Origin of the sequence: Novosphingobium marinum (assembly GCF_013408095.1) — a bacterium.
Lineage (GTDB): Bacteria > Pseudomonadota > Alphaproteobacteria > Sphingomonadales > Sphingomonadaceae > Novosphingobium > Novosphingobium marinum.
Window position 1 is genome coordinate 236,909 of record NZ_JACBZF010000003.1, and the last position, 15,333, is coordinate 252,241.

A 15,333-nucleotide genomic window follows, 5' to 3' on the forward strand; every position below is an offset into this window, starting at 1 on the left:
GCGTCATTCTCTGAAGCGGCCCGACCGCGCCGGAACAGGGAGACCCCAATGTCATTGAGAAATCGCACACTTTCCGTCCTTCTAGCCGGGACAGCATTTGTAAGTGCCGCTCCTCCTCTTTTCGCCCAAGACAGTCCAGGCGAACAGGCACAAGATAACGCTGCCGAGGTTGGCGATACGGCTTTGGACGACGAAAGTTCTGCGATCGTTGTCACGGGAACGCGAATCCGAGGCGCACGGGTCATCGGTGAAGTCATCGAACTTGATCGCGAGACGATCGTCGAGGCCGGCCAAGTGGATCTGGGTGAAGCGATCCGCAGCCTACCCCAGAATTTCTCTGGAGGGCAGAACCCGGGGGTCGGCTCCGGTGCAGGGTTCGTCAACGAAAATGTCAATTCGGCTTCCACCGCCAACCTGCGTGGCATCGGTGCCGATGCCACGCTCACGCTGCTCAATGGCCATAGGCTCCCCTACAACTCGGCCTTTCAGGGGGTAGACATTTCGGCAATTCCCCTAGCGGCGGTCGACCGGGTCGAGGTCGTGCCAGATGGTGCATCGGCACTCTATGGCTCGGATGCCGTGGGAGGCGTTATCAATGTAATCCTCCGGCGCGACTTCGATGGTCTCACGACGTCGGGACAACTCGGTGCCGCAACCGACGGCGGCTACTTTCGCCAGCAATTCGATGCCGTCGGCGGCACCGGATGGCAGGGCGGCGGACTTATGCTCGCTTATGATTACGCCCATAATTCATCGATCAGGGCCGATCAGCGTTCATACGCCGCGACGCTCGATCCTGAAGTGACCCTTTATCCGGACATCCGTCGTCATGCCTTGACCTTGTCGGCGCATCAGGATTTGACACCGGGCATCCGCGCAACCATCGACGGCTTCTACTCCCGGCGCACCACCAGAGCTACGAATGGTGCGCCCGCGTTTCGCATTACCCAAAACCCGAAGCTGGAGGGCTATGCGATCGCGCCAGCCCTTGCGTTCGATATCGGGAATGGCTGGGAGGCGAAAATTGCCGCTGTCTACGGCAGCGACCAGACCCGTTTGGACGGCGCCTTTGCAATCGCGGGATCGGAGCCGATTGACGCGAGTGGTCAATATTTCAATGAAACCACCACGCTTGAGGCGAGTGTGGAAGGGCCTCTTTTCGTCCTACCGGGCGGCAGCGTGCGCTTGGCCATGGGCGCGGGCTTTCGGGACAACAGTCTGGCTTACGAGCGCAATGATGGCACCATAAGCACGAATTTCGATGTGAAGCGCCAAGCCCGCTTCGCTTTCGGCGAACTCTACCTGCCCCTTGTTTCCCCGCAAAACGACGTGGCCTGGATCGCCGAACTCACCGTGACCGCGGCGGTTCGCTACGAGGACTATCTGGGCCTTGACCAGCAGGCAACGCCAAGGATCGCCGTGCGCTACGCTCCTGTTGACAGCATTACCTTGCGCGCGAGCTGGACTCGTTCGTTCAAGGCCCCAACGCTCTACCAGCAGTATGTCTTCTACCAGGCAATCGCGGTCCCGGCATCATTTGTCGGCACGGGAACGGGTTCGGATACGATCATTGCCTCAGCTGGCGGCAATCCCGACGTCGAGGCCGAACGCGCAAGAAGCTGGACAGCCGGCTTCGACTTTTCTCCCTCCAGCATCCCGGAGATCACGATCTCAGGTACCTGGTTCGATACTCGGTTCACCGACCGGGTCGTCGCTCCTATCTCGGGGTCAGTATTTGCCGCCTACGGTGATCCCGCATACGCCAGCCTAATCAATTTCACGCCCACCCTTGGCGCGATCAACGAGCTCATCAATGGAGCGCAGTTTGGCCTTGAGAATTTCACCGGCGCGCCGTTCGACCCGGCGAGCGTGATCGCAATCATCGACAATCGTAGCATCAACGTCGCGACATGGTCCATCCACGGCGTCGATGCGCGTATCGATTGGAACCATGAGCTCGGCGACAGGCGATCGGTCGGGTTCGACCTCTCGGGCAGCTGGCTCGAGAGTGAGCAGCGGATCGTCGACTCATTACCGATCGTTCCACTCGCCGGGACGGTCTTCAATCCACCCAAGTACCGGCTGCGCGGAACAGCGCGTCTCGGATTAGATCGCTTCCTGACAAGTGTTTCCCTGAACTACACTGGGGCGCTTTTGGATCGTCGGTTCGAAAACAAAAGGCGCCTGGCTCCGAGCGCGACGCTTGATGTTGCAGCGACTTACACGCTGGATCAGGGTGACGGTCGCGAGCCAGGCCTTGAGCTATCTCTTTCGATCCAGAACCTCTTCGATCAGGCACCAAGAGGCATCGAGCAGGTCGGCCCCTACGACACTCCCTACGATTCGACGAACTATTCGCCGATCGGCCGCTTTGTCTCCGTGGGCGTCCGGAGGCACTGGTGATGAGCCCGCTACTGCTTGCGGCATTGGCCCAATCCATCGTTCCTGTTGCAACGCCCAGCGAGAGCGGCGGCGATCCGTGTACTGCGTTCGAAAGCGCGCCTACATCGCAAGCAGAAGCGCTTCCGATGAGCATCGCGGAACTCGCCGAAATCGCCGACATTGGCTCGCCCGTCCCCGGTTCTTCACCCGCGTTGGGCATCTCTCCGGACAGGAAGCGGATCGCTGTGCTCGTCAGTCGGGGTAATCCCGGGGAGAACCAATACTGCCAGCGCTTGCTGGTCCTGCCGATCTCGGGCCAGGGCCTCCCCGTCGAAATCGCCCGCGGTGGCGCCTATATTGCCGACGACTATTCGCTACGAGATTTCTCTTTCGTTCAGGCCGGTTGGCCGCGGCCCAATCCGCCACGCTGGTCACCGGACGGGACACTGGTCGCCTTTCTGCGCCGCGAAGAGGGCAGGACGCAGGTGTGGCTGGCGGACCCGGACGGAGGCCTTTCCCCCCGCCAGGCCACGGACCTCGCGGACGACATCGATGCCTTTGCCTGGGCGGCAGATGGCAAAGGCTTGGTCGTTGCCACTAGGCCCGGGATCCACGTGGCTGCTCGAGCAATTGCTGAAGAGGGGAACAGCGGGTTTCTTTACGACAAACGCTTCGCGCCGCAACTCTCCGACCGCCCCATCCCTACGGGCGAGGTAACGGCCCGATATACCTTCGCATCGCTCTCCGAAGGCTACACACGTGTTGCCACGGCGGAGGAGCGCGCCATTCTGGCACCGCTGCGACCAGGCAAGACTTCGGCCACTGCGACGATGTGGCGAACGGGCACACAAGACCGATTGGCGTGGATTGAACCAAAGGAACCGGAGCAAATATTGAGTCCCACCCGGCTCGTGATCGCCGATCCCGACGGCAGGCGCAGGGTCTTTTCGAGAAGCGAGTGCGAAGGGATCTTCGAATTGTGGTGGTCGTCCGATGGGACCTCGCTGATGGCCTTGCAGCGTACAGGCTGGGCAAGGAGCCGGACTGCGCTGCTACGTTGGGACAATGACGAGGCGCTCCCGGAGCGCGTGTTCGAAACCGATGACGTCATCGCAGGGTGCAAGTCGGCTGGGCGGGAGGCAATCTGTACCCGAGAGGGATCGACACGCCCGATCAGGATCGTCGCGTTTAACCTGGGCAGCGGCGCGCAGCGCATCGTCTACGATCCAAATCCGCAATTCGCTGACACGCGCTGGGGGGAAGTGCGTCGCCTACGCTTCCGCAATGCCTACGGGGTGGAAAGCTTTGCCGACCTCGTGCTGCCGCCTGGGCATCGCGCAGGGGAACGGCTCCCGATGGTCGTGGCGGGCTATTCCAGCCGCGGCTTTCTTCGAGGCGGGACGGGGGACGATGTCCCGATCCAGCCGCTCGCCGCGCGCGGCTTCGCGGTCCTTAGTTTCGCACGTCCAGGTTTCCTGCCTGCTGTGAGGGAGGCTCGATCGGAGATTGAGACCCGGACGCTGCTCGAGGAGCCTTGGGCCGATCGCCGCTCGGTGCTGTCGTCCCTCGAAATGGCGATCGAACTAGCAGTAGGCTCTGGAGCGGTCGATCAACGCCGAATTGGAATAACCGGCTTCAGCGACGGAGGGGCTTCAGCGCAGTTCGCACTCATCAACTCGGACCTGTTTTCCGCCGCCTCGTTTACGACTTGTTGCGAAGACAGCGGTTCTTTCGCGCTGGTGGCCGGCCCGCGCTTTACAGACTACCTCAGAGCTATGGGATACCCCTACTTCGACGGTGCGGCCGACGCGTTCTGGCAGCCGATGTCGCTTCTTCGCAATGTCGAGAACATCGATACACCGATACTGATCCTGGCTGCGGATAGCGAATACGAGGCTGCACTCGATGTGTGGGAGACCTACCGGCATCGCGGCAAAGCGATCGAGATGCGTGTTTTTCCGGGCGAGACACATTATCGCTGGCAACCGGCACACCGGCTCGCCACCTACCGCTGGCAGATCGATTGGTTCTCCTTCTGGCTCGCGCATCAATTGGATTGCAGCGCGCCGAGGATGCCCCAATACGCGCGCTGGCTGGCGTTCCCCGGTGCACCGGAACGGTCAGACCTCCACTGCTATCCTCCGGCGTCAACGGCTCCATGAGCGTGCCCAATTCTCGGCCTCGAGCAAGTCCATCAGGCGTTCGATCAACACAAGGTCAGTGACCTCATCTACGTCCAAGGCCGACGCGAGCGCAGATCGATCTAGGATGTTATTGGTCGCAAGGAGACCTCCGAGAAGTCGCTCACGAACGACCGGTCGGTGGCGGGCGAAAGCAAGGCGCAGGAAGCTGTCGGGGCCGGTTTTGGAAGTTCTGGTTCGGATCGATACTGGCAACTCTCGGGCAAAGGCGGACCGCGCCGGTGCACGGTTGCGCCCTCCCTGACTCCAAACCCAGCTGGGGACGCCGAGACAGTATTCGACGAGCGGCTGGCTTGCGAGTGGAGAAAAGCGTCTCCCGTCCTCGGCCACACTATGGAGATGATTCTGGGCATGCATCAGTAGCCGCAGATGATCGATTGCGCCCGACCGGTGTGGCGTCCATCCAGCGAGCCAAGGGGTCAATGGATCGAGCTCGATCTCCTTAACATCGCACGCCAACAGGCTCGAATCTTCGGGCCAAGGATCTTTCGGTCCTGCTCCCCGGATGCGCCGCAGCGCCGCGGCAAGCATGACAGGCACGCTGCATCCGGTAATGTGGCACATATCGAGGACCGTTTGCCACGTCGCTCGGTTAAGACCGCTGGCGCGCAGTCGGTCGACGACTGGCGCGGCCGAATGAAGATAGCAGAACAGATTATCGCCGTTGTTCCCGTCGAGGATCACATCGGCCGCCATCTCCGTGCGCGCCGCGTCAAGCAGATCGTCGAAGGTGGTACGGAATGCGCGCCGAGCTGGTCGCGCTAGTCCCCGAGAGGCGGATCGGGACGGATCGAACGCAGCTGCATCAAGCGTCCGCTCAAGACACCGAACATCGAGCGCCCTAGCGACAGATTGCGCGTGCAGACGCTCGTCGCCGCTCGGATCAGCGGTCGAAATAGTGACGCAATCGAAGTCGATCCCGCCGACTGCCAGAGCCGCAGCGACCAAGGAGGAGTCGACGCCACCTGATAGTGCGACCCCGACCCGACCGAAGCACTCGGCCCAGCAAGTCATGACGGAAACGCTCAGGGCGCGCAGATGTTCGCTCGCTTCCTCGAAACCGGGCGCTTGCTCACCTGGCAACATTGTGCTCGGCTCCCATAGCACTTTTTGGCGCATTTCTGTTTGACCGAATTCTACCAGGACACCCGGGACAAGCTCCTCCACACCGTCCAGACAGGTGGTGCGGCACCTGAGTTCAGGCCGCAGCAGATGCGTCGCAATCGATTGATAATTTATCGTCGCATTGAAGAGGAGAGGATCGCTTGCGACCAGTCTATGCGTGGCGATTTCCATCGAATATACCGGCGCAAGGCCGGATGGGTCAGGGAAAATCCCGATCGAAGATCTCGATGGGTCATGCCGGATCGCAACATAGGCGCCCCAGTATCGGCTCTTCAGGTACCGCGCGAATTGTTCGGTATCGGGAGCGACCGGCTCGATATCCCTTTCGTCCGAGATCGAGCCAAAACTTGATTTCGAGAAGAGTGCGCCAATTAGTATTGCATCACTAGCGACCGCGATGCTGGACACGCCGGGAGCAATCCACAGTGTCGGGTTTCCGGCAATCGCCTCTTCCGGCCGAGAAACGTGTCGGGGCAGGCCCGACATAACTGCACCATGGGGAATAGCCAGCAGGAACCGGAGCGGCGTCATACGACAAGGATTGGGGTATAGCGCAAGACTTCCTCGATCGAGTCGTTGAGCACGGTCTCGCCATGCTGCACCCAGCAATGGGCACGAAACGGATGAAGGCTCACACCGAGCACAACGAAAGTTGCATCGCCGACTGCAGCCAGATTGCTGGAAAGGGCAAGCGATCTGGGAAGACATCGATCGGCCGAGGTACGGAGCAAGCGGGTCTGGCCAAAGGAATGGACCACCGCTTTACCCTGCCCACTCAGGATATCGCGCCGAAAAGCCCGGCGTTCAACGAGGCGGCGGTGGTTCTCGAGGATTTTCTGGAAAGAGGTCGATGCGATCCGGGTCTCAATGCGGCGCTCTATCCACAAGGCGCGCGCGACCCGCGCGAGGTTGAAAGCTCCTCTCTCCTGTGCCGGTGAGGTCTTCGCGGGTTCTGTCCAATCTGATGGGCGCGGAAGAAAGTCGGGCTGGGCCCAGCCACCACGGGCGTTGTTCTCCCCCGCAGCGAGGAACTCGCGTTCGCTTTGCGGGGGCAGCCGAAAATATCGGTCCCGCGCGACATCAAGAAAGACAAGTTGCTCCCCGATGCGACACCAGGCCAGAGCCGAGACGTCTTCTGCAGCAATTGCCATGGGTGCAGATGGCGGGAGCGCGGGCGTCACCGGCCCGCGCTCCGCCTTCAGTCAGTCGTCGACGAGGCCGGGGGTGGAATTCTGCTTGCCGATGCCGGCATCGACGAATAACTGGCCCGCGCCCTTCGTTTCGACTGTCGCCTTGCCGAGATCGATAACCTCGCTGTCGGCGTTCTCGAAGTCCTTCATGATAAGCTCCTAAGGTTGCAGTTGCGACTCTATCAGCCGCCTTGGGAGCATGTTCTTCGATTCAATTATGATCCAACTTATAATGGAATTATAAACAGATAGTCCGGTAAATGAGGTGCGACCGGGCGATGGAAGCACTCGTTGGCAAGTGCAGCGATGCCTTTAACTTGAGCGCCTGGACATGCGCATCGCAACCCGGTCGCGAGGATCCTGAGTTCCCTACGTCACGATAAGGCCAATCATGCCTGATGAAACAGCGCAATTGTACCTATTGGCGCAATTTGCATTAAGTTGTTGCCGAGAAAAATCAGAAAAAATCCGGACACTGTCGGCAATTATTGCTTGGATATTGTGGGCGTCCTTCTAAGTGCCTTGGCAAAATCCCGGTCACTGGCCACGAAGCGCTCGATCATTGGTGGGATCAGAGCTGCGGGCTCGGGTGCGCCCTCTGAAACGCCGCCATTGAGCACGACCCCATATTCGACGAGCCGGCGATGGAGCCGCGCAGGGACCTCGATCGTCAGCTTGACGGGCTTGCCATCGGTGATGTCGGAGAGTTTGAGCCGGGTCATGCCTCACCCTCCAGCACAATATCGCGCGTCACCAGAACGCGTACGGGAAAGCCGGGCCGAATGGTCAGAGTCGGGCGGATATTAAGCTCGCGTGCAACGACCTGCTCGCCCGCCCGATTAATGCTGTCCTGGCTGCCGCGGCGAACGGCGCGGATCAGATCATCATCTCCGCCTGCGCCGAGTTCGCCGCCAATCCCGAGCAAAGTGGAAACGAGCGCCGCCTTAACGACACCGCCCCAATGGTAATCGACGCCGTCCTCCAGCCCGGCATAGCCCGAGGGATCGGCAACTGGCTGGCGATCGAGCACGATCGAGCGACCATCGGGCAGGATGAGCCTGGTCCAGGCCAGCAGCACCCGACGTTGGCCGAATCCGACATCGGACTCGTACTCACCGATCAGGCGCGCACCTTGCGGGATCAGAAGGTGCCGCCCGGTCAGGCTGTCATAGACATTCTCGGTCACCTGCGCGGTCACGAGGCCCGGCTGGTCCGACCGGATACCGGTGATCAGCGCTGCCGGAATGATCGACCCGGCCCGAAGCAGCCAGCCAGATGGCACCGCCTCAAGCCGCTGCACGGACGCCGTTTGCATGTCGGCGGGCCGTTCGAGAAAACTCGGCCGCGCGGTTGAGACGGATGGCTGAACTGGTGCTGGGGGTTGCGGCCCAGCCCCCGAAGCTGCCGGACTGGAATTGGCGGCGGGTGTCCCACTGCCGAAAAACAGTCGACTGCCGCGCGCCGCCTCGCGTTCCTGTTCCAAGCGTTCGCGCGCCATATCCTCGGGGCTAGGCGAAGCCCGCTGGGACGGTGTTGGAGGCGGGCCGCCGACCGGTGGAAGCGCGGCAACAGCCCCGCGATCCTGCGCCTCGAGGATCGGTTGACCGAGATCGCCCGGTAGCGGCGGCCCTAATCTCGGAACCTGGGAATAGTCCGTCGGGGCCGTGGCAAGTCCGTCTGCCACAGCGATTCCGTCGGTGTTCACTAGCTCTTCGCCGACGTCCTGCGAAGCCGGCTGCAGGGCGTAGAGCAGTATACCGCCAAGCACGGTCAGACCCGCGGCGCTGGCAATGCCGATAGCCTTGCGCGAGAGCCTGACCACGCGCGGTCCTTCCCCGCGCAATTGAACGATGCTTTCGGCATCGGGTGGCGGCTCGGTCTTGCTTTCCTCGTTCACGACCGCCCCCGCTTGCGGTTTTCGATCTTCACGCGGACCTGTCTGCGACCGGCACCGAGGCGCAGTTCGGCCTTGTGGAAGAGGCGGTCGACGATGAGATAGCGCCCGGTGACCCGGTAGTTGACCAGCTCGGCTGCGCCACCGGCGCCCACCACGAAAAATGGCGGCATTTCGCCCTGGGCGATATCGGGTGGAAACTCGACCAGGGTCCGCTGTCCGTCGTCGAAGACCCGTAGCGGGCGCCAGTCAGGCTTGTCACCCGAGATGCGGTAATCGAAATTGAGCGCCTCAAACGTGAACCCGTCGGCGACTGGTGCTGTGCGCGCCGCTTGCTCTTCTTCGCGGCGCAACGCGATCAGTTCGTCCGCCGGATAGGACCAGCTGACCGAGGCCATATAGATGTCCGGGTTGGCGCGCAGTTCGATATGATAGGTGCGGCGGTCGGTATTGATGACCAGATTGGTTGCGATATCGGGCCGCGTCGGTTTGATGAGGATATGAACCCGTTGCGTCGCTCCCGAGCCGCTCAGCGTGTCGCCGATCATCCAGCGCACGGTATCACCCGCCGCGACCGGCCCGGGGCCGACCAGTGTTTCGCCCTCTTGCAAGGCGATGTCGGTCACCTGCCCGGGTTTGGCGTAGACCTGGAACAATGCACCTTCGCGATAGGCATAGCGCTGGATGGCATTGTCGAATCCTGCATTGTCCGGTTCGATCCTGGCGGCCTCGTTCGCCGCTCCCACATGGCTCTGAGGATTAGGGGCGGGGTCAGAGGCAGGGGAGCGGCGCGCGGCAGTGGGGGAGGCCTGCCGCGAAGGGGTGATGGCATGTGCCAAGGCCCGAGCAAGGCGGGAAGCATCGGCGAGGTCGGAGGCGGTGATCGCACGCGATGCGGCCTGGGCCTGCGGCGCAGGCGTCGCTGCTGCCGGCGATCCGGCAAGGAGCAGAACGCCGGCTGCGAGCAGCGGCGGACGGGAGAGTTGAAGTAAATGGGTCATCAGCCAAGCTCCTTTGACCAGTTGATCGAGGTGACGAAGATCCCGAGCGGATTGCTGGTGAGCGCGTCGGGCGTTCTGGGAGGCTGGACGGCAATGCCGAGAATGGCGGTCCAGCGAGTGGTTTCGGCGAGCGCGCCGTCACGGTAGCGCCGCTCGACCCAAGCCACGCGAAAGCTGCGCGGGGAGGCACGGATCACGCTGGTGACATCGACCGCCACCTGTTCGCGGCCGATTGCCGCGAACGGGTCGTTGGCCCGCGCATAATCGTTGAGTGCCAAGGCGCCCTTGTCGCTGGCGAACCGGTAGGCTCTGAGCCAGTTCTCGCGCACTACAATTGGATCGTCGGGGATAGCGCGGACATGCTCGATAAACCGCGCGAGGTGAAAGGCGATCTGCGGATCGGTCGGCTCGTAATCCGCAGCGGCGGGAGCGACGGTGCGAGCCTCGCCGAGCCTGTCGACCTCGACCACCCAGGGCACGATGGTGCCGCGCGCATTCTGCCACACGAGCCCGCCGGTCAGCGCTGCCGACAGGCCGAGCGCGCCGAAAAAGGCGTAGCGCCAGCTCTTTGCCTGGACGCGCGCGGAACCGATGCGTTCGTCCCAGACCTGCGCCGCGCGCTGGTAGGGCGTCTCTGCTTGAGGCGTTTTTGCGTACCGGATCGAAGGCCGTTTGAACATTGGAGGCTAATCCTTCTCTTTGGTGTCGATGGAAGCGCCTGCACCATGGCCATCACCGGAGCGCACGGTGTGCGCGGCAAGCGAGGCCGAGTGCCCCAGGCTTTGCCTGTGCTTCATGGACCGCGCCCAGGCCGGCGGGCCGTTCGTCTGTTCCGGATCCGGTGACGAAGCACCGTGAGCAGGCACGATGCGTCCACCCATGTTCCCGACCGACGCACGCGCCCCGTCGCGGAAATTGCTCCTGGCGATGTCTGCCGCCTTGCGCAGCGGCGACATGGCGGCACCGCCTGCTGCGCGGCCAACACCCGCCATTCCGCCTGCAACCGCGGCGCCGCCGCTCTTGCCCGCCGAACCGGTGGCATAGGCCATGGTCGCACCTCCGGCGGCGCGCGAGGTGCCTCGCGCGACGGAAGAGGCAGCACTGGCGACCGCGCCGCCCGCAAGTTTGGCACCGGCCACGCCGCCAACCGCAGCACCGCCTGCAAGAAGCGCGGTGCCCGCAGCAGCGCCTGCACCGAGCTGCGGACCGCCCGCGACAATGCCATTGGCGATCCCCGGCCCGAAAATGCCCAGACCGAGCAGAGTGAGGCTGGCGAGCACGATGGCCAGCGCATCCTCGATGGTCGGCTCGCCGGGGATGGCGCCGGTGAATTCGGCGAAGAGCGTCGAACCGATGCCGATGATGACGGCGAGAACGAGCACCTTGATTCCCGACGAGACCACATTGCCGAGCACGCGTTCAGCGAGGAATGCGGTCTTGCCAAACAAGCCAAAGGGAATGAGCACGAAACCCGCCAAGGTCGTCAGTTTGAACTCGATCAGGGTGACGAACAGCTGGATAGAGAGAATGAAGAAGGCGATGATGACAATCGCCCAGGCGACCAGCAGAATGATGATCTGCAGAAAATTCTCGAAGAAGCCGACATAGCCCATCAGATCGGCAATCGATTCGAGGAGCGGCCAGGCGGCATCGATGCCGACCTGCGCCACCCTTCCCGGTTGCAACAGATCGCCTGCGCCGAGCCCCGAGCCACTCGCCTTCAGGCCTAGCCCGGCGAAACTGTTGAACACGATATTGGCGAGCGCGCTCCAGTTGCCGATGATGTAGGCAAAGATGCCGACGAAGAGCGTCTTCTTGACGAGCCGGGCGATGATGTCGTCGTTCGCGCCCCAGCTCCAGAAAAGGGCGGCGAGCGTGACATCGATCACGATCAGCGTGGTCGCGATGAACGCCACCTCGCCAGAAAGCAGCCCGAAGCCGCTGTCGATATATTGCGAGAAGATCGCGAGGAAGCGATCGACAACACCGGTGCCACCCATGTCAGTTCTCCCTTCGCGCTTCACTGGGCAAGGACTCAGGCAGCGCCTTGTCGCCGATCCCGGAATAAGCCTCGGGGTGATCGACGCCAAAGAAGCGGCGGCGCTTCTCGGCCCAGGCGGCGCGGCAATCGGGCGAGGACAGCGCCAGTTCGCCGATTTGAGCGCAAACCCTCAGCTGTGCCGGCAGCGGATCGCCGTCGGGCACCCATATGCGCCGGTCGGCTTGCCGCACCGGCGCGGGCTCCTCGCGCAGCTGGACGATCGTCGTCGCGATGGCGAGACCGACGAACACAGCGGCACCGGTGCGCGCGAGGAGCTTGGTGTCCATCGCGGATCAGTCCGATCCGCCGGGCAGATAGCGCGGACGAATAGCGAGAAACCGCCCCAACTGCTCGCGCGCCTGTGCCTTGGCCGCCGCGCGTTCGGCGGCATCGAGCGCCTGCGCCCTGCCAGTAGCGGCGATCGTGGCGGTCAGGTCGGCCAGCTGGCGGGCCTGCAATGCCAGCAGCTGGTTGCCAGCCTGTGCTGCCTGCAAGGCGCCCGTGGCGGACTGGCTTGCGGAAACGAGGCTGCCGAGCGCATCGCGCGAACCTTCGATATTGGCAACCGTGCCCGCCTGGACCTTGAGGGCATCTTCGAAGGCCGCCACGCTGTTTTGCCAGCGCGCCTCGGCGCCTTCGACCATCGCCCGCTGCGAGGCACCGAGCGGTACGTTCTTGTAATGCTGGTCGAAAGCGCCCTCGATGGTGCGGACATCGTAGGCGATGCGCTGGGCTTCGTTCAGCAGTTGCTGGGTCTGCCGGATCTGGTCCTGCAGGGGCTGCACGATCGTCAGCGGCAGGCTCTGAAGGTTCTTCGCCTCGTTGATGAGCGACGTCGCCTGGTTCTGCAGCATGCGGATCTGGTTGTTGATCTGCTCAAGCGTGCGCGCGGCAGTCAGCACGTTTTGCGCGTAATTGGACGGATCGTAAACGATCCCGCCGAACTGGGCGTGTGCAGGCGTTGATACCAAGGTGCTCGTACTCGCCAAGGCGAGCGCGGTGCCCATGGCCATGCTGCGGACGATTTTTCGAGAGGTCACTTCAGGTCTCCTTCTGGTGGGTTTGGGGGGTCGGAAGAGTGCGCATCGCTGCCGAGCAATTCGGCGGCCCAGTGGAGGCCGCGATACCTCAGCCAGTGGACGGCAAAGCCGCTCCGACCATGCTTTTCGATGATGCGGGACATAGCGAGCTGGTCGCTCTTGGAAGAAGCGGCGGCAAAGGCGAGCGCCACTTCGCCAAGGCCAAGTTCGAACAGGCGATTACCGCGAGAGGACTGACAGTAATGATCGCGCTTGGCCGTTGCCCGGCTGAGGATTTCAATCTGGCGGTCGTTCAGTCCGAAGCGGCGATAGATGCCCAAAATCTGGGGTTCGACCGCCCGGTCATTGGGCAGGAAGATTCGCGTCGGACAGCTTTCGATAATCGCCGGCGCGATCGCCGAGGTCTCGATATCGGCAAGGCTTTGAGTGGCGAAAACGACGCTCGCATTCTTCTTGCGCAGGGTCTTGAGCCATTCGCGCAGCTGCGCGGCGAAGGCCGGACTGTCGAGCACCAGCCAGCCTTCGTCGATAATGATGAGTGTGGGCGAGCCGTCGAGGCGACCTTCGATACTGTGAAACAAATAGGACAGCACGGCGGGCGCAGCCGCCGATCCGGTCAGCCCTTCGGTCTCGAACGCCTGGAAACTCGCTTCGCCCAGCCGTTCGCTTTCGGCATCGAGGAGCCGTCCGAACGGCCCACCGACGCAGTAGGGGGCAAGCGCCTGCTTCAATGCCTGCGATTGCAAAAGGACAGCAAGTCCGGTGAGCGTGCGCTCAGCGACCGGGGCGCTCGCCAGCGAGCTCAGCGCCGACCACAGATGATCCTTGGTCTCCGGATCGATTGCGACACCCTCCGCAGCGAGGATCGCCTGGAGCCACTCCGAAGCCCAGTTGCGCTGTGCCGGCTCATCGATCCGCGCCAGCGGTTGCAGCAGGACCGCCTCGTCGCTGTCCTCGGAAAGACCCGACCCCAGATCCTGCCAATCGCCGCCGCACGCGAGCGCGGCCGCACGGATCGAGCCGCCGAAATCGAAAGCGAAAATTTGCGACCCGGCATAGCGGCGAAACTGCAGCGCCATCATTGCCAGCAAGACCGATTTGCCCGCCCCGGTCGGACCGACGACGAGGCTGTGTCCGACATCGCCGACATGAAGCGAAAATCGGAACGGGGTCGAGCCTTCGGTCTTGGCGTAAAACAACGGCGGCGCGTCAAAATGCGTATCGCTTTCCGGTCCGGCCCAGACGGCCGAAAGCGGCATCATATGCGCAAGGTTCAGCGTCGAGATCGGGGGCTGGCGAACATTGGCGTAGACATGGCCGGGCAGCGATCCGAGCCAGGCCTCGATCGCATTCATGCCTTCGGTCACGCAGGTAAAATCGCGTCCCTGGATGACCTTCTCGACCAGCCGCAGCTTCTCGGCGGCAAGCGCTGGCTCTTCGTCCCACACCGTAACGGTCGCGGTGACCAGCGCGAGCCCGACATGGTCAGCGCCCAGCTCCTGTAGCGCGGCATCGGCATCCTCGGCCTTGTTGGCCGCATCGCTGTCGACCAGCACCGAGGCCTCGTTGGTCATCACTTCCTTGAGGATCGCGGCGACCGATTTGCGCTTCGCAAACCACTGCCGGCGGATTTTCGAGAGCAGCTTCGTCGCATCGCTCTTGTCGAGCATGATCGCCCGCGTCGCCCAGCGATAGGCAAAGCCCTGCGCATTGAGATCATCAAGCAGCCCGGGGAATGTCGCGCTCGGAAAGCCGATCACGGTCAGTGTCCGCAGATGGGCCGAACCCAGGCGCGGTTCGAGACCGCCGGTCAGCGGCTCGTCGGCAAGCAGCGCATCGAGATGCATCGGGGTTTCGGGAACGCGTACATCGTGCATCCGCGTCGAGATGCAGCTGTGAAGATAGCTCAGGGTCTCGCCATCATCGAGCCATTGGACCTCGGGAAAGAACCCTTCGAACAGGCGCAGCAGCCGGTCGGTCCGATCGGCGAAGCCCTCGAGAAGCTCGCGCGGATCCACGCCTTTCTCGGCCTTTCCTTCGTAGAGCCAGCTTTCAGCCCGCGCGGCATCCTCGACAGGCGGCATCCATAGGAAGGTCAGAAAATAGCGGCTCTCGAAATGCGCGCCCTCCTCTGCGAACTGCGCGGCGCGCTCTCGTTCGACCAGTGCCGAGGCCGGATCGGGAAATGCGCAGACGGGATAATCCAGTGCCGGACGGCGCACGGCCTCGACGAAGATCGACCAGCCCGAACCGAGCCGGCGCAGCGCACTGTTCAGGCGCGCCGTCGTTGCAACCAGTTCGGCAGGGGTCGCGCTGTCGAGATCCGGCCCGCGAAAGCGAGACGTGCGCTGGAAGCTGCCGTCCTTGTTGAGCACGACGCCGGGGGCGACGAGCGCCGCCCATGGCAGGAAGTCCGCAAGCCGGTCGGCCTTGTTCCGATATTCGCGCAGGGACAGCAT

13 protein-coding genes are annotated in these 15,333 nt (G+C 62.8%); 2 read left to right on the top strand and 11 right to left on the bottom strand.

Features of this window, described 5'->3' with window-relative positions; translation table 11 throughout:
• Positions 1-183 precede the first annotated feature (183 nt).
• Together FHS75_RS10490 and FHS75_RS10495 are read left to right on the top strand one after the other, a co-directional pair.
• Positions 184-2,403: a TonB-dependent receptor plug domain-containing protein gene (locus tag FHS75_RS10490; protein WP_179407675.1), complete on the top strand. Its 2,220-nt coding sequence runs from the start codon at positions 184-186 to the stop codon at positions 2,401-2,403.
• 125 nt (positions 2,404-2,528) lie between these two features.
• Entirely contained in the window at positions 2,529-4,544 is a 2,016-nt protein-coding gene (locus FHS75_RS10495) for an Atxe2 family lasso peptide isopeptidase (protein WP_179407676.1), read from the top strand.
• Here the strand turns inward: FHS75_RS10495 and FHS75_RS10500 are convergent.
• From FHS75_RS10500 to trbE, 11 genes are all read right to left on the bottom strand, one after another.
• On the bottom strand, positions 4,530-6,194 hold the full coding sequence (locus FHS75_RS10500; RefSeq protein ID WP_179407677.1) for an asparagine synthase-related protein: 1,665 nt from the start codon (positions 6,192-6,194) through the stop codon (positions 4,530-4,532). The two genes, FHS75_RS10495 and FHS75_RS10500, sit on opposite strands and share 15 nt — an antisense overlap.
• A gap of 41 nt (positions 6,195-6,235) precedes the next feature.
• Positions 6,236-6,859, bottom strand: coding sequence for a lasso peptide biosynthesis B2 protein (locus FHS75_RS10505; RefSeq protein ID WP_179407678.1), 624 nt, complete (start codon positions 6,857-6,859; stop codon positions 6,236-6,238).
• Positions 6,860-6,910: 51 nt separating this feature from the next.
• A complete protein-coding gene (locus FHS75_RS10510; protein ID WP_179407679.1) occupies positions 6,911-7,048 on the bottom strand; it encodes a benenodin family lasso peptide in 138 nt (45 codons plus the stop codon).
• A gap of 335 nt (positions 7,049-7,383) precedes the next feature.
• Entirely contained in the window at positions 7,384-7,620 is a 237-nt protein-coding gene (locus FHS75_RS10515; RefSeq protein WP_179407680.1) for a DUF2274 domain-containing protein, read from the bottom strand.
• Positions 7,617-8,795, bottom strand: a complete 1,179-nt coding sequence (locus FHS75_RS10520) for a TraB/TrbI/VirB10 family type IV secretion system protein (RefSeq protein WP_179407681.1) — start codon at positions 8,793-8,795, stop codon at positions 7,617-7,619. Before FHS75_RS10520 ends, FHS75_RS10515 begins: the two co-directional genes overlap by 4 nt.
• Positions 8,792-9,793: a P-type conjugative transfer protein TrbG gene (trbG, locus tag FHS75_RS10525; protein WP_218845206.1), complete on the bottom strand. Its 1,002-nt coding sequence runs from the start codon at positions 9,791-9,793 to the stop codon at positions 8,792-8,794. The genes FHS75_RS10520 and trbG overlap by 4 nt, the downstream gene beginning before the upstream one ends.
• The gene (gene trbF / locus FHS75_RS10530; RefSeq protein WP_179407682.1) at positions 9,793-10,473 is read right to left on the bottom strand and encodes a conjugal transfer protein TrbF; all 681 of its coding nucleotides are present in this window, start codon (positions 10,471-10,473) and stop codon (positions 9,793-9,795) included. The genes trbG and trbF overlap by 1 nt, the downstream gene beginning before the upstream one ends.
• Before the next feature lie 6 nt (positions 10,474-10,479).
• Entirely contained in the window at positions 10,480-11,793 is a 1,314-nt protein-coding gene (gene trbL, locus FHS75_RS10535) for a P-type conjugative transfer protein TrbL (RefSeq protein ID WP_179407683.1), read from the bottom strand.
• 1 nt (position 11,794) lies between these two features.
• A complete protein-coding gene (gene trbK-alt, locus FHS75_RS10540) occupies positions 11,795-12,121 on the bottom strand; it encodes a putative entry exclusion protein TrbK-alt (protein WP_067696274.1) in 327 nt (108 codons plus the stop codon).
• A 6-nt stretch (positions 12,122-12,127) separates the two neighbouring features.
• The gene (gene trbJ, locus FHS75_RS10545; RefSeq protein ID WP_369815379.1) at positions 12,128-12,874 is read right to left on the bottom strand and encodes a P-type conjugative transfer protein TrbJ; all 747 of its coding nucleotides are present in this window, start codon (positions 12,872-12,874) and stop codon (positions 12,128-12,130) included.
• On the bottom strand, positions 12,871-15,333 hold the full coding sequence (trbE, locus tag FHS75_RS10550) for a conjugal transfer protein TrbE (protein ID WP_179407684.1): 2,463 nt from the start codon (positions 15,331-15,333) through the stop codon (positions 12,871-12,873). The genes trbJ and trbE overlap by 4 nt, the downstream gene beginning before the upstream one ends.

Excerpts from the sequence above, each read along its gene's own strand:
- trbG (WP_218845206.1), bottom strand. The coding sequence starts at position 9,793 with ATGACCCATTTACTTCAACTCTCCCGTCCGCCGCTGCTCGCAGCCGGC.
- trbL (WP_179407683.1), bottom strand. The coding sequence starts at position 11,793 with ATGGGTGGCACCGGTGTTGTCGATCGCTTCCTCGCGATCTTCTCGCAA.
- trbF (WP_179407682.1), bottom strand. The coding sequence starts at position 10,473 with ATGTTCAAACGGCCTTCGATCCGGTACGCAAAAACGCCTCAAGCAGAG.
- trbK-alt (WP_067696274.1), bottom strand. The coding sequence starts at position 12,121 with ATGGACACCAAGCTCCTCGCGCGCACCGGTGCCGCTGTGTTCGTCGGT.
- trbE (WP_179407684.1), bottom strand. The coding sequence starts at position 15,333 with ATGCTGTCCCTGCGCGAATATCGGAACAAGGCCGACCGGCTTGCGGAC.
- FHS75_RS10505 (WP_179407678.1), bottom strand. The coding sequence starts at position 6,859 with ATGGCAATTGCTGCAGAAGACGTCTCGGCTCTGGCCTGGTGTCGCATC.
- FHS75_RS10510 (WP_179407679.1), bottom strand. The coding sequence starts at position 7,048 with ATGAAGGACTTCGAGAACGCCGACAGCGAGGTTATCGATCTCGGCAAG.
- FHS75_RS10495 (WP_179407676.1), top strand. The coding sequence starts at position 2,529 with ATGAGCATCGCGGAACTCGCCGAAATCGCCGACATTGGCTCGCCCGTC.
- FHS75_RS10515 (WP_179407680.1), bottom strand. The coding sequence starts at position 7,620 with ATGACCCGGCTCAAACTCTCCGACATCACCGATGGCAAGCCCGTCAAG.
- FHS75_RS10500 (WP_179407677.1), bottom strand. The coding sequence starts at position 6,194 with ATGTCGGGCCTGCCCCGACACGTTTCTCGGCCGGAAGAGGCGATTGCC.